Source organism: Pandoraea sp. SD6-2 (assembly GCF_000389825.1).
GTDB lineage: Bacteria > Pseudomonadota > Gammaproteobacteria > Burkholderiales > Burkholderiaceae > Pandoraea > Pandoraea communis.
This window is the reverse complement of record NZ_KB944427.1, coordinates 19,755-44,568: the sequence shown is the minus strand read 5'-3', so window position 1 is coordinate 44,568 and position 24,814 is coordinate 19,755. Positions and strand designations below refer to the sequence as shown.

General features: G+C 56.3%; 13 protein-coding genes and 4 pseudogenes. 6 read left to right on the top strand and 11 right to left on the bottom strand.

Annotated elements, in window-relative coordinates; translation table 11 throughout:
* Nucleotide 1: 1 nt before the first annotated feature.
* Nucleotides 2–804 (top strand): IS5 family transposase gene (locus C266_RS26675; protein WP_144265727.1). Its coding sequence is split into 2 segments (ribosomal slippage): nt 2–284 and nt 284–804, totalling 804 coding nucleotides; the frame shifts between segments, so codons are not numbered across the junction.
* A 56-nt stretch (nt 805–860) separates the two neighbouring features.
* On the opposite strand, the gene C266_RS27280 is transcribed toward C266_RS26675, so the two are convergent.
* Both C266_RS27280 and C266_RS06110 read right to left on the bottom strand, forming a co-directional pair.
* Nucleotides 861–4,073: a putative Ig domain-containing protein gene (locus C266_RS27280; RefSeq protein WP_144265724.1), complete on the bottom strand. Its 3,213-nt coding sequence runs from the start codon at nt 4,071–4,073 to the stop codon at nt 861–863.
* Between the two features lie 655 nt (nt 4,074–4,728).
* A pseudogene (locus tag C266_RS06110) lies at nt 4,729–5,826 on the bottom strand (IS3 family transposase).
* 251 nt (nt 5,827–6,077) lie between these two features.
* Here C266_RS06110 and C266_RS06095 point away from each other — a divergent pair.
* Nucleotides 6,078–7,265: pseudogene (locus C266_RS06095) on the top strand (IS3 family transposase).
* A 20-nt stretch (nt 7,266–7,285) separates the two neighbouring features.
* On the opposite strand, the gene C266_RS06090 reads toward C266_RS06095, so the two are convergent.
* From C266_RS06090 to C266_RS06080, 3 genes are all read right to left on the bottom strand, one after another.
* A complete protein-coding gene (locus tag C266_RS06090) occupies nt 7,286–7,939 on the bottom strand; it encodes a carboxylesterase (protein ID WP_246831147.1) in 654 nt (217 codons plus the stop codon).
* Nucleotides 7,932–9,236 carry an MASE1 domain-containing protein gene (locus tag C266_RS06085; RefSeq protein WP_010804591.1) on the bottom strand — a complete coding sequence of 435 codons (1,305 nt, stop codon included), beginning with the start codon at nt 9,234–9,236 and terminating at the stop codon, nt 7,932–7,934. The genes C266_RS06090 and C266_RS06085 overlap by 8 nt, the downstream gene beginning before the upstream one ends.
* 235 nt (nt 9,237–9,471) lie before the next feature.
* Nucleotides 9,472–11,337 carry a ShlB/FhaC/HecB family hemolysin secretion/activation protein gene (locus C266_RS06080; RefSeq protein WP_010804590.1) on the bottom strand — a complete coding sequence of 622 codons (1,866 nt, stop codon included), beginning with the start codon at nt 11,335–11,337 and terminating at the stop codon, nt 9,472–9,474.
* Nucleotides 11,338–13,315: 1,978 nt separating this feature from the next.
* Between C266_RS06080 and C266_RS06070 the strand changes: the two genes are divergently transcribed.
* From C266_RS06070 to C266_RS26665, 3 genes are all read left to right on the top strand, one after another.
* Nucleotides 13,316–13,765 (top strand): D-Ala-D-Ala carboxypeptidase family metallohydrolase, encoded by a 450-nt coding sequence (locus C266_RS06070; RefSeq protein WP_010804588.1) that lies wholly within the window; start codon nt 13,316–13,318, stop codon nt 13,763–13,765.
* 8 nt (nt 13,766–13,773) lie between these two features.
* Nucleotides 13,774–14,088, top strand: coding sequence for a holin family 2 (locus tag C266_RS26670; RefSeq protein WP_010804587.1), 315 nt, complete (start codon nt 13,774–13,776; stop codon nt 14,086–14,088).
* A 94-nt stretch (nt 14,089–14,182) separates the two neighbouring features.
* Nucleotides 14,183–14,668, top strand: coding sequence for a DUF2514 family protein (locus C266_RS26665; RefSeq protein WP_081636184.1), 486 nt, complete (start codon nt 14,183–14,185; stop codon nt 14,666–14,668).
* Between the two features lie 42 nt (nt 14,669–14,710).
* On the opposite strand, the gene C266_RS06065 is transcribed toward C266_RS26665, so the two are convergent.
* From C266_RS06065 to C266_RS28360, 3 genes are all read right to left on the bottom strand, one after another.
* A complete protein-coding gene (locus tag C266_RS06065; protein WP_246831146.1) occupies nt 14,711–15,892 on the bottom strand; it encodes a D-alanyl-D-alanine carboxypeptidase family protein in 1,182 nt (393 codons plus the stop codon).
* 191 nt (nt 15,893–16,083) lie between these two features.
* Nucleotides 16,084–17,721 carry a penicillin-binding protein 2 gene (locus C266_RS06060; protein WP_246831145.1) on the bottom strand — a complete coding sequence of 546 codons (1,638 nt, stop codon included), beginning with the start codon at nt 17,719–17,721 and terminating at the stop codon, nt 16,084–16,086.
* Nucleotides 17,722–18,771: 1,050 nt separating this feature from the next.
* On the bottom strand, nt 18,772–19,221 hold the full coding sequence (locus C266_RS28360; RefSeq protein ID WP_371257038.1) for a surface-adhesin E family protein: 450 nt from the start codon (nt 19,219–19,221) through the stop codon (nt 18,772–18,774).
* A gap of 167 nt (nt 19,222–19,388) precedes the next feature.
* Between C266_RS28360 and C266_RS26660 the strand changes: the two are divergent.
* Nucleotides 19,389–19,788: pseudogene (locus C266_RS26660) on the top strand (transposase); the annotation flags it as partial.
* Nucleotides 19,789–19,962: 174 nt separating this feature from the next.
* On the opposite strand, the gene C266_RS06045 reads toward C266_RS26660, so the two are convergent.
* From C266_RS06045 to C266_RS06035, 3 genes and pseudogenes are all read right to left on the bottom strand, one after another.
* Nucleotides 19,963–21,057 carry a lactonase family protein gene (locus C266_RS06045; protein WP_371257037.1) on the bottom strand — a complete coding sequence of 365 codons (1,095 nt, stop codon included), beginning with the start codon at nt 21,055–21,057 and terminating at the stop codon, nt 19,963–19,965.
* Nucleotides 21,058–22,096: 1,039 nt separating this feature from the next.
* Nucleotides 22,097–23,202, bottom strand: a pseudogene (locus tag C266_RS06040) (porin).
* Between the two features lie 333 nt (nt 23,203–23,535).
* Nucleotides 23,536–24,813 carry a cytochrome c gene (locus C266_RS06035; RefSeq protein WP_036661765.1) on the bottom strand — a complete coding sequence of 426 codons (1,278 nt, stop codon included), beginning with the start codon at nt 24,811–24,813 and terminating at the stop codon, nt 23,536–23,538.
* Nucleotide 24,814 lies beyond the last annotated feature (1 nt).

Below are 24,814 nucleotides of genomic sequence, written 5' to 3'. Positions count from 1 at the left end.
CATGGCACGAAGAAAAATCAGCAATGAACTATGGAAGGCACTTCAACCGCTGCTGCCGGTTGCAGCGCCTTCAACGAAAGGTGGGCGTCCTCGTGTGGACGACCGCGCAGCCCTGAACGGTATTCTGTTTGTCCTGCATACGGGAATTCCGTGGGAAGACTTGCCACAAGAGATGGGCTTCGGCAGTGGCATGACGTGTTGGCGCCGTTTGCGAGACTGGCAATCGGATGGTATCTGGGAGCGCTTGCATCTGGCGCTACTCAGGCGCTTGCGCGAACATGATCGATCGACTGGAGTCGGGCCAGCATTGATGGGGCGTCCGTTTCAAGCCCCCGGGGGGGCGAACAGACAGGGCCGAACCCAACGGATCGAGGCAAACTCGGCAGCAAGCGTCACCTTGTTGTAGATCGGCGAGGCGTGCCTTTGGCGGTGACTGTCACGGGTGCGAATCGCCACGATTCGATGGTATTCGAGGCACTGATCGACGCCATTCCGGGTGTGCCGGGCCTCAACGGCCGTCCGCAATGCCGACCCGACAAACTGCACGCCGACAAGGGCTACGACTTCGCGCGTTGTCGGCAGCACTTGTATAGGCGCGGCATCATTGCCAGGATCGCTCGCCGAGGCATCGAGAAGAATGACCGCCTCGGTAAGCATCGATGGGTGGTCGAGCGCACGCATGCATGGCTCGCCGGCTTCGGAAAGCTGCGCATCCGCTTCGAACGATCTCTTCAAACCCACCTCGCTTTGCTTTCCTTGGCTTGCGCTGTTATCTGCGCTCGACTCGTTGACCGGTTTTGTTAGCCGCTCTTAGCGCGACTCGCGACCTGTCAGATCGCGAATCGGCTCAAATTCCCAAATTAAGCGCTTGCGTGTAGTTCGATGACGTACACGACATCATCTTGAAAAGCGCTATTAAGGGATGTTCGAAAGTTTTCTGGATCCGAGAGTTTTAATTTCAGAGAACAATCTCCTGGAGTGGTGACCTCAAGATGGAAGGCGGCTGTAAAATATTTTCCTATATGAATATCTGAAAGTGCGAGAACCTGCGTGCTGTTTGCACCATTCCAGCGCTGTAATGAATCCTTGTCTCCGTCGGCCAAGTCTGCAGGACTTATGAGGGGGATTTTGTCACTTTGTTTGGTCAGTCCGATTAAGGACGCGTCTACATTGATTCGGCGCAGCCCTACTATCGGTGTGACAGTAAATTCCACATAAAACTTCTCGTTAGCCTTGACGGAAATGGGCGACGACTTCTTTAATTTTCCAGTTCCAGTCAGTGGTACAGGCTCTGGACTACCGACGGGGCTGCCCCCCCGCGCCACTTTAGCGATGACCTTGAACAGCCCATCGCCACTTGGAAAAACAAAGTGTTCTCCGACGATAGTGCCATTTTCCAACTGAGCGCATAGCACTGGATAAAGAGGCTCTTTTATCTGCGAAACCGGCGTTGAGACTTCGAATAGTCGTTTTCCACCATTGCTTGCCGTAGCTGTCACCCAACTAATCTTACTAGAATCACGCTCAAGGTGTCCCGCCCAACTGACTCCGAAGTGAGTGATGGGGGAGCTCAAAGGGTCGATGCTTTCCCCTTCGACATGCAGCGCAACATCCATCGAGGATATGGGGGACACATATGCTTCTCGTATAAAAAAAGGGGATTTCTCGATGTCTGATGGCGCTGAAGCGACTTCTAATTCCCAACTTTTTTCTGCGCTGTGACCTGCAGAGTCAGTTACGAGAACGTCCAGTTCGTAGAGCCCCGGGGCTTTAGGTGTTCCTGAGACGCTATCAGATTTTCCATCACCACCTTTCGACCAGTGTAAAAACGTAGGGGTCTTTTGTTCCTTGATTTCGTATGGGCCGAGTCCCCCCGTTACGCTGAGTGTCCCGGTATAAGGGGTGTTGACTCGCCCGTATGCTTCTCCACTGAATCGGATCACTAGATTTTCGCTCGATGATGCGGGTTTCACAGAGAGCAGGTGAGAATAGACTGACTCGTAGTGGAGAGCGTCGGACACCGTAATACTGAATGTGAATTTTCCCGCATCAGGCAACGTGCCGGAGATTGCATCACCGTCACCGTTACGTGATAGCGTTGCAGGTAGTCCTGCAACCTTATAAGTATACGGAGGAGTGCCTCCCGAGACAATTATCTTGCCAGAGTAGGCTTGTCCCACATGCCCATCCGTAGGGCCAGAAAAAGAGACAGTAAGCTCAGGTTTAATAACGAGCGTGTATTCGGCGTGCCAACCGTTCATACCGTGTTCTTGGCCGCCATTTCCGTCGGAATCGGTTGCGCCAAGCCAAAATTTGAATGAGTCACCGACCTCCTTTGGGATGCCAGAAAAGACCCCAGTGTTGGGGTTTATGTCGAGGCCACGAGGTACCGAGCCAGATCGTTTATATGTAAACGCCCCTGAGCCTCCGGCCGCCACGATTGTCTGTGCTGGGTAGGCTCGGTTGAGCATGCCGTTGGGAAGTGCAGACGGCCCGCCAATCTGAATCGCAGGGGGGGGCGTTGGTGTCACAGGCGTCGCGGGATTCTCGATTTTTAGCGTATAACTACGCCATCCATTCATGCCCGAGTCATGAGCACCGCGGTCATTCTTATCGACTGCTCCCACGTAGAATTTGTATTCGCCGACATGGGGCGGCCAGCCGGATAGTACGCCGCCAGTCACAGTTTGACTATCATCTGTTATTTTCAGCCAATCGCTAGGTACCGGGGTGTCCGTGGATATATTCCAAATTTTATATCTGTAGGGCTTTTCTCCACCCGAGGCACTGAATGTTTGCGTGAATTGTTGCCCTAACGTGCCTGACAGCAGCGTATCGGTTGGCGAGATTGTGATGGATGGCTCACTAATAATCTTCAGCGTATATTCGCACCAACCGTTCCAGCCAGTCTTGTGCCCACCCGAACCCTCGTAATCCGTAGCGCCAACGTAAAAATTGCATATCCCTGCCTGTGGCGGAGTCCCCTGCAGATGCACAATCCCTTCAGAGATATCCGTATCAAGTTTTAGCCATGGTTGGCTTGAGATGGCGGTACCTTCTTTGTCGAAAATCTGGTACGTGTAGGGCTCTAGCCCACCCTTGATCGTTATTTTAAAATCGAGGGGTTTGCCTACAAATGCTTGTTCTATTGGAAGACTCGCTGGCTCGAGGATAATCTTCGGTTCAACGTTCACTACATAGTGTTGCCAACCGTTTAGATTCAAGATCTCCTCACTCTCGTCGACATGCCCTCCTGAGCTAGCACTATCGGTCGCTCCCACCCAGAACTCGACTCTTGTACGACGAAGCTTATCACCGGTCAGTACGCCGCTCACAGTGCCATCGGACGCCAACGTTAGCCCCGATGGCTTATCTTTGGTTTGATACTTGTAAGGCCCAGAACCCCCTGAAGCAGTGATCTTCGTTTTATAAGGATCTCCACTTACGGCAGGCGGCAACGTAAGATCAGAGGGAGATATCTCGATGGATTCTTCAACAACAATATCAAACGAAACCGTTCTCCCGCCGGCGAGTACAGACATAGAGGAATCGCTATGGAACGTTAGGGTGGAAGAACCAACTTTGGTCGCGCTCCCCCAAATGCGGACCTGCCCTCCGCCAGTACCTTTGAATGGATTGCTAGTCTCTCCCACCGTATGAATATCATACGTAATGCCCTGCGGGGCTTTATTATCAATAGGTTTGCTGTTACGATCGAACTCACTCCAAGGGACATAAGACACTCCCCCCAATGAAATAATTATTTCATTTTGAGCAACAGGGTGATCCTTTAGCAAAAACACTTTGATTTTGCTGCCAATGACAACATCACACTCCCACAGACTCAGTTCTTTCGAGTCCCAGACACGAATCGACCATCGACCAGCCTGGGTCGCACTTCCATAAATACGAAGTTCCGTTGATGAGTTATCCGCTTTAATTCCTGGTGGAATGGTGTCTTTAAGCGGGTTATCCCAGGTTGTCCCTTTTGGGGGGGCAGGTAAGGGGATAGCAATAGCTTCAGGCGCATCTAGCGTCAATCCGATCTGCAAATATACTGTTAGCTTGGTCATGTCAGAGATTTTTGGATGAATTCGTTGACTTATTGGAGTGACGCCCCTTCCGTAGCGCCCGGGAAATCACAAAATCCTGCCATTGTCGGCGCGAATCGGCTGCGATAGCCTGCGAGACAAAGCGGCTCGATCCAAAGCGTCAGTCCGAGCCCGCTAATCGGAGGTTCGGCCAAACACAAAGTCCATTAGCCGCACTCGATGAACGCCGACGGGCGTCTCAACGGCTGACGCTCCAACATCGGTACCGCAAAGCCAGATTACGCGGGAGTTGGCCGATATCTATAGGCGCTGACGCTTAGCCGATGACCCACAGGGACCGGCGTTCGCTCAAGCGCCTTACGTCCGACCTCGTTTTCCAGTACAGATCTCGCCAACAGCTTTTCAGTGCGGCGGCTCGACTTCCAATTCCTTCAAGCGTTTCGCGTCGAACACACCATGCCCCCTAAACTTGCCGCGCCGCGGGTAATCGCGGGCCTCGGGGAAACCAAGCTATCTCAGCACCCTAGAGCCTACGAGCCTACGAGCCTACGAGCCTACGAGCCTACGAGCCTACGAGCCTACGAGCCTACGAGCCATCATGGCGACATTTGCCCCAATGAGGAATGGGATGCCGCCCATTGGGTGTGGAGTTGACCCTGTAATCCCGGACACGGCGTCACACTAAAGTTGCTGAATCCATCGAGCGCCGGAACTCGCGAGGCGAGCGGTATTTCAGCGCGCTATGGGGGAGGCATCTCGTTGCTTTGCGGGCTGCACACCGGCGTGGTCAATGGCTTCAGGCCAATGTCCATCGCAAACCGGCGTGTGTCGTTGGCCGTATAGCCTGAACCATTGTCGCTCAGCCACTCGATTTCGGACGGTGTATGCAGTTCGTCGCCAAACCGATTTTCCACTGCCGCCAGCATCACGTCGCGCACAATGTCGCCGCTGTGGCCCGCCGTTGTAGCAGCCCAGCTCATGGCCTCCCGGTCGCAGCAGTCCAGCGCGAACGTCACCCGCAGCGGTTCGCCGTTGTCGCAGCGGAACTCGAAGCCGTCCGAACACCAACGCTGGTTGCCGCGTGCCACGGCCACCTTGCCATCGTGCCGACGTTGCGGCCGAGGCGGAGTCGGACGACGTTGCATCAGCAGACCATGCGTGCGCATGACGCGATAGATGCGCTTCGCATTGAACGGCACCTGTCCGGCAGCAACACGTTCATTGCGCAACGTGCCCCAGACTCGGCGATAGCCATAGCTGGGCAATTCGCCGACGACTCGGCGGATTTCTTCGACCACGCTCGTATCGTCGGTCTGCCGCGATTGACGGCCATCGCGCCACGTCGTCGGACGCGACAGTCGTGCCGATACGTTCGAGCGCGACACGCCGAGAACTTCACAAACCAGTTTCACTGGTCGTCCTCCGGCAGCGAGGGCGAGTGCGCTATCCATTTTTTTGCTCGGCCATACTCGACTGCTTCGCGGAGAATCTCGTTCTCCATGGTTTTCTTGCCGAGCATCCGCTGCAGCTCGCGAATCTGCTTGAGCGCATCGGCCAGCTCCGATGCTGGAACCACTTCCTCGCCAGCCTTGACCGCCGACAGGCTCCCGTCTTGGTACAGCTTGCGCCAGTGGAACAACTGATTCGGGTTCACGCCATGCTGGCGCGCGATCATCGAAACCGACCTCCCCGGCTCCAAGCTCTCCCGCACCATGACCAGCTTCTGCTCCGCCGTCCAGCGCCGGCGACGCTCCGGGCCCGTCAACACTTCCATCACTTCCTGCCTGGTGTTAGTCAAAAACACAGTCTTATGCCTACCCGTTAGTTTAAGCGGGAGACCGTGTCCGGAGATTCAGGGGCCTGCTCCACATCGATACTCTAGGGGCGGCCGAGAGGGATCTGAATGGGATGAGGGCAACCTATAACGAGAGTGGAGCGGCCCCACGTATCTGAGGACACAAGGACTCTCTTAAAATAACGGATAGTCTTGTGCCTATCAGTAAGCCTAGTCATTACGTGGAACCCATCGAAATTCTGACCGAGCCGGAGCGCCGTCGTCGGCGCACGGCGCAGGAAAAAATCGCCATCGTGCAAGAGACGCTGGCACCGGGCGCCTCGGTGTCAGCCGTGGCCCGGCGGCACGGCGTGAACCCTAACCAAGTGTTCGGCTGGCGCAAGCAATACCAGGAAGGCAGTCTGGCGGCAGTGAAAGCGGGAGAAACCGTAGTGCCCGCATCGGAATTGGCCGCAGCCATCAAGGAAATCAAGGAGCTGCAACGGCTGCTCGGGAAAAAGACAATGGAAGTCGAAATCCTGAAGGAAGCCGTGGAATGGGGCCGTTCAAAAAACCTGATTGCGCGCTCGCCCTTGCTGCCGGGGGACGACCATTGAAAGCGGTCTGCGAAGTTCTCGGCGTGGCGCGCTCTGTTGTGGCGGTGAAGAAGGCTCGTTCGTCTGACTGGCAAGATGGTCGCAGTGCCAAGCCCACCGACGACACGGAACTGGTCGAGGAAATCCATGCCCACGTGGCGCACCTGCCGACCTACGGTTACCGGCGCATCTGGGCGCTGCTGCGCCGCAGTCGTGAGATGGTCGGCGCACCGTGCATCAACCACAAGCGCGTGTATCGGGTCATGCGTGAGCACCATTTGTTGCTGCGTCGTCCCGGCGTACGGCGAGACAAGCGGCGGCACGATGGTCGCGTGGCCGTGGACAGGAGCAATACCCGCTGGTGCTCGGACGGCTTCGAATTCCGGTGCGACGATGGCATGCCGCTGCGCGTGACGTTCGCGCTGGATTGCTGCGACCGGGAAGCGATTAGCTGGGCTGCTACGACCGGCGGGCATAGCGGCGACGTGGTGCTGGCGGCCGTCGAGCAGCGCTTCGGCACCACGCAGACGGCGCAGCCCATCGAATGGCTGACGGACAACGGGTCGGCCTACATCGACCATCGCACGCGCAGCTTCGCTGCGCGAGCTGGGCTTGGAGCCGCTGACCACGCCCGTACGTTCGCCGCAGAGCAATGGCATGGCTGAGTCGTTCGTGAAGACCATGAAGCACAATTACGTCGCCTATATGGACAAGCCCGACGTGCCAACGGCGCTTTCGCGTCTGGCCATTGCGTTTGAACATTACAATGAGCGCCACCCGCACAAAGCCCTGAAATACCGCTCGCCTCGCGAGTTCAGGCGAGCAGCGGCGTCATCAACCTAACGGTGTCCACGTGTCCTGAGTTACAGGGGCAACTCCAAGAAGTATGCAGAGCGCAGGCTGGTCAGTTCATCCTGACGCGCATGCACAATCGAGGTACGGCAAGCGACACTCTCAAGGCCGTTCATAACCATCGAACGCAAGCGATCAACCTCACGAATGCACGCAAGAGGGACCCAACGGTAGTGAAAACTTTCGTTGCGAGCAAACTTCGCCCGAACAATAGTGCGCAAGTGCTCGTTCTTGATCCCGAACGGCCCTCCCTCCTCAACTCTCATGCGCGCAGCGACTCCCGGAATACGGTAAAGCACATGTCGCATAGCTCGGTACCATGGAGTCGCCCACCCATCAATGAAAACTGGTGCCGCAAGTGCAACCAGAGCCCCATCTACATGGTGCTCGAGCTTCGCCACTTCGATCGCGAGCAACGCCCCCATGCACAATCCTAAAATGTGCACAGTTCGATGTCTTTGCTTAAGCTGCCGATACTTAATCCGCACCACCCGCAGCCAATCCTCTGCGCGGACGGCGCGTAGATCGCTCGCATGACTACCATGCCCCGGCAATATGATCGCGTGAGTGCGAAAGCCAGCGTCTGCGAGATTCCGGCGCAAAGAACCGAGATCGTATTGTGTTCCACCTAAGCCGTGAATGAGAAGCACCGCAGCCTTAGGCATCCCCTGCATCCCCAAACACACGGCTAACAATCCAGATCACCCCTGCGACGCGCTCAACACCCCCATCCGGGCCCTTTACCCCGGCAAAGCGCACATGCACGACCAAATCCTGGCTACCGATGCGAAGTTTGTGAGTGGCGTCGCTCACCGAACACTCACCATTCGCAACAGTGGACCACTTAGTATCGGCCGTTGAGCGCTCCTCTACACGTAAGCAATCCAACCAATCGGATATATGATGCAACCGCGTCACTTCTGCCCCCAGCACATTGGCCGCAGTCTCCCCCCACTCGGCAGAACCAGTCGCAACGTCAAACTCCACACTGGCAACATGCGACGCCTGCAGAATTCTCTCGCAATGGAGTTGCCAGCGTCGCACACGCTGATACGCGATCTGACGGGACGCCAGCAGTGCCTGCGCAAGATGTATCACGACAGCCCAGACCAACACATAGGATTGCACGCCGACGATCGCATCGCCCAATACCGAATCAGCAACCGCAAATGGCCCCCATCCATCGACCGTCAGCCTGAAGACCAACAGAGCCCCGACGAGGGTGGACAGAGCACCACCCAATGCCCCCCAGATCAACGACGTCACGAGCAAAAATGGCATCGGTACGTAGCCAAGCGTTGATGAGATAGCCCCGAAGCGCTGGACCGCATCTTTACTGAACACCGACATCGTTGCCCCGACGAACATCACAAAGGTCGTCAATCCTGTAAAAAACGACTGCATTGACAGGCCGTCGGCGAGCTTGAGCCGAAAATCGCGAAAATGCATCACAATCGGCGCAACAAGCGCAATGCCGCAGCCCGTGGAAAGTGCCCATGCCAGCCACTCCTTGCCATAGGCTTCGTCAAGCCCACTCAAATACCAAAGCGCGGCCGACAGTGTTGCGCCGAGAACGGATGTCAGAAAGGTCCCGGCAATAAGGAAGGCAGCAGCGAGAACAGGATCTCTATTTCTTCCCAACGATGCGAACCATGCTCCGATCAACACACTGCCCGTGTCTAATGCGGCGAAGGACACCATCGAGATCCCGGTGAGTCCATGAGCCCACCATGCCCAAACAGCACTCGCTAAACTAACTCCCATCAGTAGGGGATCCCAATGAGGTTTCGGAATCGAGATAAGAAGGCCGAACACAACGCCGGAAGACAACCAAACCGGGATCGATTGGGTAGTGCCGCTGCCCAATTGCGTTGAAAATAGCGCGATGATCAGGTATGCACCTGCACTTAATACCCCCAGCAGAACAGAATCACTCCGCCGCATTTGAAAAGAATCGTTCATCGTCGCTCCTACAAAATTTCCAAGCCAGTGACGACTCGAGATCGCATATCGACATCCGGTCCGCACGTTAGCAAAGTGTCACAAAGATTAGTCCACCGGATATCCACCAATCCCCCTCTGATATACAGGAGTACTTAATAAAAAACAAAAAAGCCGGCTGCAACAGGCAGTCGGCTGAATATATTGAAATTCGCGATGGACTCACGATGAGATCTGGATCAGCATCCGTTCGCTATTAGAATCCATAGGCCACTGTTGCCCACAGCCAGCTCTTAGGTTGCTGGGCAATCCCCGGCACGTTCCCACCAATGCGTGTCGCCCAGCTCAGCGAGGCAGAAACCGACCGATATGCCACATCGACACCGATGCCCGCACCTTGCAAGTTCACGTTATTGACTTGCCCCGGAAACGGGGTGTGACGTAGTACGCCCGAGCCGACGTCGTAAAACCCGTAAATGTTGACAGGCAGCGGAAAATTCGGACGCCAACCGGCAGCAATGCGCAGCAGTACCCCAGAGTCAACCGAGACAAAGTCGGAGCTAAAGGCACGTACTGCGAACGGCCCGCCCATGACCATACGGGCAGAACTGTCCAAGTTCTTCAACCCGTACTGAGTGACGACGTCTGCCTGCAGGTAGGTCGATCTCGTCAGTTGCTGCATCCTGGACAGGGTCATTTCAGCCTTCGTATATCCCCCGGCTGTTTTGCTGCCCATCGCGTCTTGCGCTGCGAATAATGGATCATCAAATCTCAACGAGCCCTGGGTCAGGGTGACCGAAAAACGATTTGCAGCCCCCGCACCAAATAGGAAGTCCTGCATATTTCCATACAGCGACAATGCCACAGCATCGGAGCTTCGCTTGTTTTGGAAGCCCACCTGATTGTCCTTATACAGGCTGTGGCTATATGACAGCCTGGCGGAGAGGTTCTGAGTCTGCTGCCGCAAAATCGGATAGCTCGCGTAAGCCGACATCACGTCAGCCGTGCCATCGAAATATCCTTCGTAAATCCCGCCCAAGTGGTACTGCATGCGGTTATATCCGACACCGCCGCGTAAGCCGCTGCTTCCCATCGGAAAATCGTAGGTAATACCCCCCAACGTGGAGTCGCCGCTTTGCATGTTAAACGGCAGACCGGATACGCTGAGGCGTAACGCGTCTCCCCATCCGAACGGACTATTAATGCCCAACACCGCATTCAGGCGAGTGCGCCCGGAAGTCCGGCTGCCATAGTTATCAATTGACGTATAGCCGCCGAGTAGCGGTGCCGATTGAACGTCCATTACGACGTCGACTTGCCCCCCCTCTTCACCGCGACTCAGGCGAGGACGGGCCCCGCCTACACCGGGAGTATCCGACATCAGCAGAGCGGCACGCTCGAGTCGATCCGTGTCGTCGGGTTGCTCGCGAAATCCATCCAATGCTCCGTCAAGCAGCGAACCGTTCACTCGGGAATGATTGTCCACACTGACTCGCCCGGCCTTACCCTCAACGATGACGAACTTGATATTTCCGCTGGGCAGGCTGCCCGGATCGACCGAGACAGCCGTGAAGCCGTATCCCCGCGCCCGATACTCGGCATTAACAGCCTCTGCCAGACGCGACAGATTGAGTTCGGAAACATCCTGCCCCTGAACTGCCTGCACCAGTGGCGCCAACTCCTCAGCCGAGAGCTTAGAATTTCCCTCGAACACCACCGTGTTGACGTGAATATGCTTGGTCTGGCTCGCCCGCTTAGCCTTATCGAGTTTGTCGATGTCTTCCGGCGAACTAAAATCTCGCGACTCCGATTTACGCTCCTGGAGCAAACTCCCCGCATTTGGCGGGGGCGCGATGGGGGGCGTTTGCGCATTCGCGGTGCTCGCCACCATAGAGAAAAGCATGGCGACTGCGCACCCGCGTGCGCACATGCGTAGGGTATTGGCTTTTTTACGCATCAATATTTTCAATTCAATGTTTGCTTCGGCTCTCTTATCATCAAGTAGAGCCAGACGAATCGGTGTTGTGAAGTCCTCACGAGTGGCCTTGCACTCCAGCAAGAAGTCACACCGCGAAATGTTCTGCGCCAGCGTCGATATTTCCCTAACAACATCCCATGGCAAGTCATGCTCAGACTCGCTTTGAGCTGGGGAGATGTTAGATCTCGATGTGCTACTGCACAGACTCTCGACCGATCGTCTTGCCGGCTCAACCATCGATATCGACAAGTTCAGCGCCTTCCGCAAATGGCTGTCCGTTAGCGTTGAACACGCCAATGATCTGAGTGGCATCAGGACTGCCACCGATAACGCAACTCAGCCTGGCAGTAAGTTGGGCTAGGCTGTCTGAAGGTAACGGATTCGCTCTTGTCGATGCCGAAGCTATTCCATCCGACAACTGCGTTTGGAGAATTCTGTCGGACAACGAGGTTAGGTCCGCCGACTCCATTTATGTTTGGGCCGCCTTGAATTTCGCTTGATTTGACATGCCCTATACCGACCGCAATCGACGCCCCCGAAGACAGCGCAATACCTGCCAGCGCAGAGCGTGTCGACAGCGGAATCAATGGACGGGACGGCCCTGCCATTTTTATCGAACGATAGCGAAATAACGACCGCAGAAAGCCAAGAAGACGTAAGTTCAACAGCATCAGCCCCCTCATCATCGCTTGCAATAACGAACGCTGATCGCACCGCAAAGAAGCGATGCACATAGCCGACACGCTACCCCCAGGGACAGGGAAGAAGGAATGGGCGGACACCCATTTTTGACGAACTCACCCTCAGGATGCCAACGCCCCCTGTCAAGAAAAGCTCCCGAGAGCCACCCACACTCATTCCGCACAGGCCTTGTCGTGATCTAGCTCCCAACGCCGGGGAGCTTGCTACGTCGTTTTGGGTGTCACCTTATTTCAAGACCGTCAAGAACACGCTAAAAAGCACAGCTTTCTTTGCGCTTCATATCAACGCTCATGATTTTCAGTCGAATCGCGTCCCAATGACATGAGTGCACCACTCGAGCTTTACTGAGAGCCCCCCCCCTTGCTCCATATCCGTTGACCTCCCCGCAAAACGATCGACCGCGAGGAGCCTCTGTGCAGCATAAGATCCCCACACCCTTTACCTATCATCCCGGCCTTGCACTTGCCCTAGGAAACGTGAACGCAGCGGTTCTCCTAAGCTACCTCCTAACACAAGACAACGATCTGCTCGCCCAGCAAGGCGTTCACAAAACGGTGGACGAGTTGGCTAGCGCTACCGGACTCTCATATGAAGCTCAAAGAACTGCACGAAGACGACTTAGAGCCATCGGATTACTGATCGAATCCGTAAAGCGGCTTGAACACAAGATCTTCTATCGAATCGACAGGCGCGCGCTTCGCCGCTTTCTCCCAGACGGCACTACCCTTGCCCAATCCATCCTCAACTCCGACATTAACGCGAGTCACGCATCGTCGGGAAATGGGGAAAGTCCATCTCGGCAGATATCTCCAGACAGATCACAGAATGAGCGACAGACAATCCCGCAACAGGCACGTCAAGACCCATCAGGTACCAGCGCAAGAACCCAACCTGCCCCGTTGAACAGGAACCCCTCTCGGTTCGAAGAATTCCGTCTTGGCGGTGCCCCATCACTCAATGCGCGCATTCTCATAGCATCGAGAATGCCTTCACACACCTGTGTCGATTGGCGAACATTACTACTCCAATTGGGGATGTCCGGATACTCAACGACAACAATCGAACGCCTTATCGGCATTAGTCACGGCACGCTAATGGGATGGAAGAACAACGACGTCCAGCCCAGTCACCCAAAAGGGGAAAGACTCATCGCCTTCTGGTCGATGGCACTGAATCGCCCTCGCGAAGCCCTGCCGATGCGCCCAGTGACATTGTCGCGAGCAAGAATCAAAGGATGAAGCCGCTCCAATTCTTCCCGCGCCTCTTAACCAGGTTCGACTAGGCAAGAGGAAGATTGTCGAGATCCCAACGCCCCACTCAGGGCACTATTCCGACGGGTCATTAACTATCGATTATCGACAGTGCTCTCAGCAAATCGATGCGAGATGTGCAGAGCACACGAAAAACGGAAAGGATTCGGATGAATTTGACAGAGCACTTCACCTTGCATGAGATGACAGAAAGTGCCACCGCACGTAAATTTGGCATCGACAACCAAGCCCCGGCATCGGTCATCAACAATCTAATGAGAACGGCAAATCTCCTTGAGCAAGTTCGTTCGCTGCTAGGTAGCCCCGTCATCATCTCCTCCGGCTATCGGTCCCCCGCGCTCAACCGAGCGATAGGTGGGGCCGGTGCGAGCGCGCACGTAGAAGGACTTGCGGTTGATTTCAGTTGCCCAAAATTCGGAACCCCGTATCAAATTTGCCAGGCAATCGAAAGATCTGACATTGAATTCCAGCAACTGATCTTTGAGGGTACTTGGGTTCATATTTCCGCCCCTCGATCCGGCGCAGCCGCGCGCCGGCAGATTCTCACCGCACACTTTGACGGCAAACCCGTGCGCTACTCTGTTGGACTTGTCGTATAAGGTGCGACATGCAGATTAGTACCCATGAAAAAGAGCTGATAACGCTGCTGGTGCTAGGCGCGACGATCGGGCTTGGAAAATTATTTTCAAGTACCTCGCGCTTAACGCTACGAGCAATTCTCGGACAGACAATTGTTGGCGCCGGCCTGTCGATGAGCTCAGGGGCGGCACTCATCATGTTCAACGACTTGCGGCCGACGGCATTAGTTGGCATTGCTGCCCTGATAGGTTGCGGCGGTCAATCTACGCTTGAATTCCTGCTACGACGATACCTTGGACGAGAATCATCCGATCCACCCACACACGGCGACGGCCCCAGTTGAGCAGGACTATGCGCCGAACTTCATCAGAACAACCTCGCCAGGGCACCAAGACCCGCCACCAAGGCTAATCCTTTTCGCCGCACCGACAAGTCGCATGAACTTTCTAAAACTTCCGTCCTTGGCTGGACTATTACTGACAGCGCTAGCGAGCTTTGCCGGAGGCTATGCAAAAGGACACACCGATGCCGACCAATCGGCAAAACTCGCCGCTCAGACCAACACCATTAAAGCCCTTGAAGAGGAGCGCAATGTCTATCGCACCCGAACACAAGCACTTTCTCAAAACGCAGAGGAGGCTGCAAGGAAGCGGGACCTGGCGCGCGCCGATGCTATTGCTGCTGCTTCCACTGCTGACGGCTTGCGCAAGCGGGTCGCAAACCTTGCGGCAAGAGCACACCATTCCGCCGCTGCATCCGGACGCACGTCAACCGACACCACCTTCGATATGTTCGCCCAGTTGCTCAGCCGGTCTAACGGCGCGGCTACAGATTTGGCAGAGTATGCTGACCGAGCCCGACTAGCAGGCCAGCAGTGCGAGAAGGATTACCAAGCATTGACACCCTCTCGGAGGACGCCATAAATCTGATTACGGGCGCCTTATGCGAAACGCGTGGGAGCGACGTTAAGTCCGCCCCCACGCGCTGATGGCAAAGAGGCGCAGTGCATCCCAAGCGCGCACAACAAAGCTCGCTTGCGGCACATCATCCAGTGCGACGACAGGAAATTCGGCAAGCTGCCGCCCATCAATCATGACCTTGGCGCGCCCCACCACATCTCCGACGAAAACTGGGGCGACAAGCGGCTCACGAAGCTCCAATAGCGATTCGATTTTCCGCCCCTCCCCGCGAGGGACCGTGACGAACTCATCTCGGTTCAATCCAAATTTCCCGCCTCCTTCGCCTTTCCAAACTCTGCGCTCGGTCAAAACCTGGTTCGCAACATAAATGCGCAACGTGTCGAAGTTCTGATAGCCATAGTTCAACGCTGCCAGACTATCTTGCACACGCGCGCCCTCCGTAGGCTCTCCAACAACAACCGAAAGCAAACGACGCGCCAAACCGTCGCGCCCCGGCAACGGGCGTAATGCCGTCGAGACAAGGCAGTATCCGGCCCCCTTTGTGTGTCCGGTTTTCAGGCCGTCAACGGTCGAATCAAGATACAAGAGACGATTCCGATTTGCCTGATGGATTTTGTTATATGTGAAGCCCTTCTCCCCAAAGATCCCGTAGTACTCAGGAAAGTCGCGAATCAGATGTATGGACAACACCGCGAGGTCCCCCACCGTCGTGTAATGCTGAGAATCAGGCAAACCGTCGACGTTCGCATAATGCGTGTCCTGTAGCCCCATACGTTGAGCCGCACGATTCATGAGATCAACAAAGCTTGGCTGCGAGCCACCAATCAACTCGGCCAACGCAATCGATGAGTCATTCCCAGACTGAATGATCATTCCATAGACGAGATCGCGCACCGAAATAGGCTTGCCCATCTCAACAAAGGTTCGCGATTCATCATTGCCAATTTCCCGCACTGATGCGCTAGGTATTACGAGCTGTTCCATCGCAATACGCTTACCCCTCAATGCATCGAAAACCAGATATGCAGTCATGATTTTGGTAAGCGAAGCGGGTTCGATTCGTTGAGTCAAATTATGGTCGGCCAGCACTTGGTCACTCGTCACGTCAACAATGACCCACGCCTTGGCCGTCATGGGCGGCGGCGATATTTGTTGCGCATACGAGGGATGAACAACAAGCCAGATAAATCCGGCTAGTGCAGCGACAATGACAACGATACGAAGCAACAGAGAGTGGACGCGCATAAGAAAAGTACAGAATTAAGCTGATTAGTCAAATGGGGCTTGTTTTGTTTCCAGGACGTAAACTGACAGCGCCAGCATGGAAATGCGGAACTGATCTGCCAGACACGCGTCGCTTGCCCACAGGGAACTCCCGAGCCATAGCGCAAAACGACTGCGCCCCAACGAACGCCAAGTTAGTTTTTTGCCGCACTGCGAACTCTGTCCGGTCTAACCCCCAGATAACTCAGCGAGTTTTGTGCGATCTCGGCAAATACCGGCCCAGCGACTGGTCCGCCATAGAATGATCCCTTGGTCGGCGTATCAATCATGACCGCGACAACAATGCGGGGTAACGACATCGGGGCAATGCCTGCAAATACGCCGATGTACTTCCGTGCCGCGTACCCCCCGCCATCGCTTTTGCGAGCTGTCCCCGTCTTTGCACCTGCTCGATAGTTCGGAAGCGCCCCCATCGTTGCCGTCCCTCCGGAGGCAACAGCAGCCTCTAACATGTCGCGAACCTGCGTGGCCACTCGCCTCGAAACCACGCGAACTGTGTCCACCGCGGGCTTCTGCCGCCGATACAACGTCAGCGGCACTTTTACGCCGTCATTGGCGAGCGCCTGATATGCACCGGCGAGCTGCGCCAAAGACACAGATAGCCCATAGCCGTACGCCATCGTTGCTTGTTCCAGCGGCCGCCAGTGCGATGGCGCATGAAGCATTCCCGATGTCACCCCAGGAAATCCCGTGAGCGGCATAGCGCCGACTCCAAACTGGCGAAACCCTCCCCACATATCTCTCGACGCAAGCATTTCTGAGATCTTTACCATGCCGATGTTGCTCGATTTTGCAATGACGTCCACCGTGCTAATGGTGCCGTGGTTAGAAGTGTCGTGAATCTCGGCGCCATGAAAATGGAGCACTCCAGGCGAAGTATCAAACATTGTTTGTGGACGGATGACCCCTCTCTCCATTGCCATGGCCACCACCAGCGGTTTGATCGTCGACCCTGGTTCGAATGCATCGGTTAGCGCTCGATTTCGTATTGGTAGCACGCCCCCGGAACTCGGCACATTTGGGTCAAATGTCGGCACGTTAACCAACGCTAGGATCTCTCCGGTTGCCGTATCCAGAACGATGGCGCAACCGGCCTGGGCCTCAGATCTGGCAACCCCCCTCTTGAGGGCGTCAAAAGCCATGCGTTGAATGTTCCGATCAATAGAGAGTTCCAATCGCTCGGCAGGCAGGAGCACCCCCTTGTATTCGGGATCCTCGATCACCCGCCCGAGCCGGTCTACAACCACCTCCCGCGTTTCTCCGCGCCCCTTCAGTTGGGAATTCGCGGCAAGCTCAACGCCCTCGACACCATCGCCGCCCCGCCCCGCCAACCCGACAACCTGGGCCGCCAACTCGCCCTCGGGAAAGAAGCGTCGCTCACCCCGAACACCATATAGCCCCGGGATATCCTGAGCTAGAAGGGGGGCAGCCGTACTGTGCGCGACGAGGCGCTTCAGGTAGACGAATCGGCGATTGCTTCTTCGATACGCTTCGACCTCCTCATACGACAGAGATAACACGCTCGCGATCACATGCACTTGGCCCTCGTTCGCGTTTACGAAAAATCTGGGATCGACCCACAGATCATCGGCGGGCTCGCCGATGGCTAATACGTTTCCGTTGCGGTCGACAATTTGGGCTCGTGGTGCCCTTGCCGACAGCAGACGCCCGTAACGCGCCTCGCCCCGCTGGATATAGAACCGCGAGTTCCAAACCTGAACCCAGAAACCTCGCGCCACCAACGCAAAAAATGCCAGCGAAATAAATGCCACAACAACCCGCGACCGCCATTCAGGCAAAGGTTGACTAATCGCATAGCTTTGGCTGAACGAAATATGATCTCGTCGCATCACATACAACAATAGGGCATTCGACCGCCCATGCTTAAAGTGGTCGATGCTGGGTTAGCTCTGATAGAGGAGATAGATGGGTGAGCTATCGCACCAATAGACTTATCCGTTGCACGGATCAACGCACAACCGAAAACTTCCCATGAGAAGTTGGCCGAAGGTAGCGCCCCGAGGCATCCGCCCCCATAGGACTGCGCCCAAACACGTCGGAGCACTTGGGGATCACCGCGTTCCGTTGGATTTCCGACCGCACACGTTGCCCGAGCACCACACCCAAACTACAGCCATAGACTGATACCAGGTGAACGACACACTCGCCGCACCGATGCCAGTAGGCGGCCGCAAACCTTTGCGACAAGATCAGCTTCACCCACTTCGCAACGAAACAATGAACAACGGCACGTTCATCTACCTCAAGACCGATCCGGTTTTCTTCCGCACAGGACCAAATGATCACCAGGCAATAGCGGCATGCGACGCACAGGGCCCACGAGATTTCCGTGCAAGGTACGGCGCGCTACACTCCATCGAGTAGAAGCTATGGCTTGGCGCGAGCAATCGCGAGATGGAGCAAGCGGATTTTGCTCGCTCATCGAAGACAACGCGCCCGAGCTAGAGGCGATCAATGAAGCGCGCGGGTATTGTTCGTCACCGCGCCGACGCAGGGCCGCTCGCTCGAAAATTTGCAGCGATGTTCTGCTCAGGTGAGCGGCCCCAGGAACAGGCTCCCAAACGCGGGTCGGGATACGGGCTTTTTTACGTCGCCTCGCCGACGGCGGGGCCGCTCACATCAACGGAATCACTGCTTCGCTCTGATCAAATCGAGTCACCAATACGGGCTGTTTAACTTCATCTCTCCGACGGTGGCGAACTCACCAGGGTGAAGAAATGAACGGCACTAGTACGAGCAGACGAAGTGGCTACACGTCACCGCTCCACGCTGCAAACAGTGTTATGCCCTCCCCTGCGAGATCATGAACGCTCGCAAACGTATTGGTAAGCATCCTCGCCAATGGAGTCCGAGCGAACGTCGCCCGCCGGACTCCAGCCGGAAGGCGATTGATAGATTATTGATCCCACGACATCCCGCGCAGTACCACTGCTGTATGCTATTTCACGAGTTGCACAATTTATCTTCCAGCGGGCAACAGCGGTCGCGGCAATTTTTGACCCGTACATCAGACGGGAGTCTCCGCCCGGAAAGACTGCACGCGCCCAGAAAATTACGGAGTCGTTGGATCGAACAATTGATGATTCATCAAGATACACGTGCTCATGACTATTCGAGCCGAACTCTACCCAATTAGCGGCTTGAGTCGCCGCAACCCGCAAGCAAAGAAACGCAAATAGCACAGACTTCCTCACCACAGCCCCCCCCACAATTGATACTCTGCCACGCAGGGTAACGCATAGCGCCAACATCACCCCATAGGGCTCCGCCCATTTCAAAATCGCGGCAAATGATAATCTGACGTCAATAGCAAGGGCGTTCGGATGGAAAATTGCTAGGCCGAGAAGCATTGGAAGCACCCGGTTGCTGGAAGGGCTACCGAATCGAGCGGGTGGAGTGGCCGTCCCAAGACGGCGTCTGGCTCGATGAACAGGCTCCGCAAGTTCTGCCGGAAAGCCTGACCGGCAAGGCGATCAGCTATGCGCGGAACCAATGGGATTGTCTGCGACGCTACGTAGAGGACGGTGACGCGCCGGTCGATAACAACGTGATCGAGCGAGATATCCGGCCGTTTACCACGGGACGCAAGGCATGGCTGTTGTGATACCGTCGCCGGAGCCAAGGCCAGCGTGATCGTCTACAGCTTGATGCTGACGTGTCGTGCCTGTGGTGTCGAGCCGTATGCGTATCTGCTGCATGTGCTCACTGAGCTGCCGCAGCGCGCGGCCAATGCCGATATCAGCGATCTCTTGCCGTTCAACTTCGCCAAGTCGCATGGCGCTTCCGCTTCCGTCCGATCGCTCGGCGGCGCGGGTTAGTTCGCGCTTACATTCGATCTACGCATTCTGCGACTCCTATGACAACACAGAGTCTTCGCGGCCATACTTCCCGCCCGAATTTTCGTTGGGGCGGGTGGTTTTTAGCCCCATCATCCCGCACGTCGCCTCCTACATCGGGCGCCCAGCCTTTATGCACAGATCGAGCCTTTACACTCAGAACGCCGGTATCCACTTGAAGTCGACCGGCGCACCAATGTCAATTGCTCCCGGCTTCGCCTCGAGCAACCCCGTCTGCGGATTGCGTTTAAATATGTAAGCGGTATCGCTATCCTGATTTCCCACGATCAGCCAGTGACCAGTCGGATCAATCGAGAACTCGCGAGGCGACTTGCCAAGGCTCGGTTGGCGCCCCACGACCGCAAGATCGCCGGTCACTGGCGCGACCGAGAAAATCACGATTTCATTCGCGTCGCCCCGGTTGCTTGCGTATAAGAACCGCCCGTCCGGCGAAAGATGAACGGCGGCGGCACCCACACGCCCCTTGAAGTCCGGTGTGGTCAGCGGTAAAACCTGACGTTGCGTGAGCCCACGCGCATCGTAACCAAACACCGTGACCGTCGCGGAGAGTTCATTGACGAGGTAAGCGGTACGTCCATCCAAGCCGAATACCAGATGGCGAGGACCACTGCCGGGCTTCACGCTCGTTTGATGTCGTTCGTCCCAACGCAGTACGTCGTTGCGAGTATCTGGAGAATAACGATAGGAGTAGAGCTTGTCGGCAGCGAGGTCTTGAACGAACAAGTATCGTGCATCAGGGGAAAACACGGTGGAATGCACATGCGAACTGTCTTGTCGTCCTCGGACCGGACCGCGCGCATCTAAACTGACCGTCAGCATCGGCGCGTCTATCCGGCCGTCGGGAAGCAATGCGAACGCCGAAAAACTCCCACCCGGATGCGCCGCCACCGAATAGTTAGCTACCAATAGATACTTTTCGTCCGGCGACAGACTGAGGTAGCAAGGATCGTTGCCCCCGGACGTTACGGAATTGAGAAACCTCAGCCGCCCCTCCAACGGATTGAATTCAAACGCACTGACGCTGCCTCGTCGCGAGGGCGATCCGTTGTCGCCCGGTAGTTCGTTCACCGCGTACACGCGATGACCGTTGCGGCTCACGGCGAGATATGAAGGATTGACCGCTGGCACGACCGACACACGAGTTGCCTCTCCAGTCTTCGTATCGAATCGATAAACGTAGATCCCCGTGCTTTTCCCTCCCGTGTAGGTGCCGACGATCAGGTGGTACACAGGTTCAGTCACATCCGACGTGGCGCTCTGAGCACATGCCGAAATTGCCGCTATCAAGAACATCAAAGTGACGGTTCCGAAAATCCTTACAAGGCACCGGATTAGCCACGCCCACCCAATTGCCCCAAACCGTTGATTCCAAAACGGCAGCCTCATGTCTTCCACAATAATGGCACGACAGTGCATCTCGATCTCCGGGAGATTAGTGATTGTAATGACTCGATCTGTACCGGGGTACGAGCCGTTGAGGCGGTAGCGATGCCGGCTAGTCGATCGGTTAGATTTTGGCAAGGTCAGGTACGTGATCAAGACTTCGGTCGGCGCTCGAGCTCTGCCTGCGTAATGGCCCGTCAGCTCTGCCGCTCGCCCCCCCCCGTTTGCGCAAAGTCTCGGAGGTAGCCGAACTTCGACGCCACTACCCCACTTGCCTCCCACTGCGAGCTTTACTCGTGCTGATGATTGAATACCTGCCAGACGGCCCAGCCTTGCAAGGGTTGCCTGGGGCGGATCAAACATCCTAACGGCCTTCTTTTTGGTCGATTTTATACACGACCTGCTGGAAGGCGAAATTCTCGGGGCGGCCTCAGGTTTTGCTACTCTCGAACCTGATGACATGACTGGAACACCTACCTGACGGAAACTTTATGGCGGATCCTGGTTTACCGCGAAGCCGACGTACACGTTAGGACTGTCATGCGCGAATCTCATCGCGGCGCGTGGAGCGACCTCTACAACTACGCCGAGAGATTTACGCAAGCCAACCAAGTTTCCATTCAGCGTTGCAAAAAAGAGGGCGTTCATAGATTATTCTCGGCATCCTGATGCGCCCATCTATATATATAAAACCTCCTGGGGATCGTCGATGAGAATGACTGTACGGGTCGGCATTTCTTCGGTCATGCAACACGACTGACGGTAGCACTTCCGCCAAAGGCGACGGGGCCTATATGGAGATAACAGCACCATATCTAGCGCAAGCCAGCCGAGACTGGATCAAATTTGCCTTGAAAAGAAGACAGCAAACGTTGTCGCACCCCGCTCAGTACGTATGCATTATCCCTACGTATACGCCCGTCTGCGACTTGCCCGCGATTGGACTCGTGCCCAACGTCGCGTCATGCGGCGTCGCGAGCAGCGAGAAGTTCGAGTTGTCGTCATTGCGCACGTACGCGACCGTGCCGTACAGGAAGGTGCACTTCGATAGGTTGTAGGTCGTGCCAAGTACATACATGAGCGCGTGCCCCGACGGATCGTGCGACGCATCGCCGCCGCCGCCGCTGACCGTCACATAGTACCCGCCGCCCGTCACAGCCCAGTGCGCGGTCGCCGTGTACGTTGCGCCAAGCCAGTAGTGATCGCCGCGATCGGCGACACCCAGCGGGCTGTCCGGCGCCTGGTAGTGCGTATACGCACCTTGGATCTTAAACTTCCACACCTTCACGTTTGCGCCGAAGAAATATTCGCGCGAAGCGGTAAAGATATTGCCCAGCTTGCCGTTGTTGCCGCGCAGCTCATCATAAATGCCACGCACGTCGAGTAATAGCGAATGGTACGAGACCATTATCCCGTATGAGCGACCGAAATCGTCAGCCGTGCCGTAATGGAGGCTGCTCGACTGGCTGCCGAACGCGTATTGCGCCTGCACGTCGAAGCCGCCGATCACTGGGCTGTGATACTCGATGTTGTTGCTGGTCTGCTGCCAGTTGCGGCCGCGCACGAGCGAGGAGGAGGAAAACGCCTGCTGCACGAACGGATCGAATTCCCACACGCCGTCGCTGCCTATGATTAGGTTGCGACCGACCTGCGTTTGGCCCCACGTACGGCTCTTCAGCCCGACATACGCGCGCCGTGACCACATGCGCCCGCCACTCGTCTGACCGTTAATCACCTGGAAAGAGGTTTCAAGATTGAAGACCGACCACAGCCCGCTGCCCAGAGCCTCTATGCCTTTCAGCCCAAACATGCTAGCGCCCCAATCACCGCTTTCTGCGCCCCAGCGCGTAGCACTGCCGCCGTTCGACTGCGCGATGTTGTCAGGTATTCAACGCCGCCGTCGACACGACCGTACAGCGTTACGCTCGTCTGGGCAAACGTGCCCACCGGTGTGACTGCTGCGACCAGCCATGCAAAATATTTGAATCGCAGAATGATGCTCCCTTGGGATGTCCACCTTCCGGCGCACGTCCTCAGCCCGTTTATTCGAGATTGATCGAAAATGGCGAGGTTCCTCCGCGCAAAGCGGAAGCAGTCCGCCAGGAATCGCAATATTCTTGTAAACAAGAATCGTGATATTGATCTGTTCACTAACATTCATTGCTCAGTATTGATGGCCGATTTGCGGGTACCGATCGTATGCAGCGTCACCAGTAGTCCAACCGGGCGCATCTTGACGCAAGCAAGGCATGTGACGGGAACAGGCCCAGTTCTGCGAATCAGGCGGCTGTCAGACGTGCGATGTCCCCAGTTGGGCTTCGGCGGCTAGCCGCGATGGCGCAGCTCCGCGACGTCCTGTTCGGTCACCCTCACGGCTGGATTGCCAAACTGCTTAGTCAAATAATTGGTCAACGCGGCGATCTGCGCATCCGACAATTCGTGGCGGAAAGCAGGCATCCCCACGTCCTCGCTGCCCACCTTGCGCTGTACACCGTTCAGGATCACCTGCACGAGATTCACCGGGTTCGGCGCGCCGATGGTCGAGTTGTGGAAAAGCGGCGGGTAATAGCCGTCCGGTGTCCCCTTACCCTGCATCTGGTGGCAGGTCGCGCAGTTGCCGAGATACAGTCGCGCCGGATCGATACCTGATGATGGGGGCGCGGTGCCGCGCAGCTTCAGGCCGTTCTCGGCTGGCTTGCCCCACGACGAACGCGACTGCTTTTCATCGCCACGGGCGACGGCTGACACCGTGTGAATGTAAGTGGAGATCGCACCGATGTCGGCTTCCGTCATCCGTGAGAAGCTGTGTTCGATCGCCTCGGCCATAGGTCCAGCCGCCTGCGCGAGGCCTGGTACGCTACCGGTGCGCAGGTACTGAACAAGCTGCTGCCGCGTCCAACCGCCAATCCCCGCGTTCGAGTCAGACGTGATGTTGTACCCATCCCAGCCCGCGAGCACAGAGCCTGCCAGAAAGCTGCTGCCCGTCTCGTCGAGCGACTTCTCCTGCATCGCGATGCCGCGAGGCGTGTGGCATGTGCCGCAATGCGCGAGGCCCTGCACGAGATACGCGCCGCGGTTCCACTCAGCGCTCAGCGCTGGCTTCGGCTCATACGCGCCGTCCGTCAGAAACAGCCAATTCCAGATCTTCAATGGCCAGCGAATGCTCAGTAGGACCGGGATCTCGCTCCTCCTCCGCACCTGTTTGACCGGCTCGACAACGTGCATGAAGTACGTGTAGAGGGCGCGCACGTCGTCATCGTTGATCTTCGCATATGACACGTATGGCATCGCCGGATACAGGTTGCTGCCGTCCTTCGATACGCCATGGCGCACCGCTCTTTCGAAGTCCTCGAACGTCCAGTTGCCGATGCCGGTATCAGGATCGGGGGTGACGTTGCTGGTGTATATCGTGCCGAGCATTGGGACTGGCATACCGAGTCCTCCCGCGAACGGCCTGCCGCCCTTCGCGGTATGACACGCCACGCAATTACCCGCAACCGCGAGGTATTCGCCCCGCCGGAGAGGCGCTGGATCAGCTGCACGGGCAAGACCCGGTAGGGCAAGGCAGCCGACGAGGAGGAAGTTGAAAGTAGATTTCCGCATA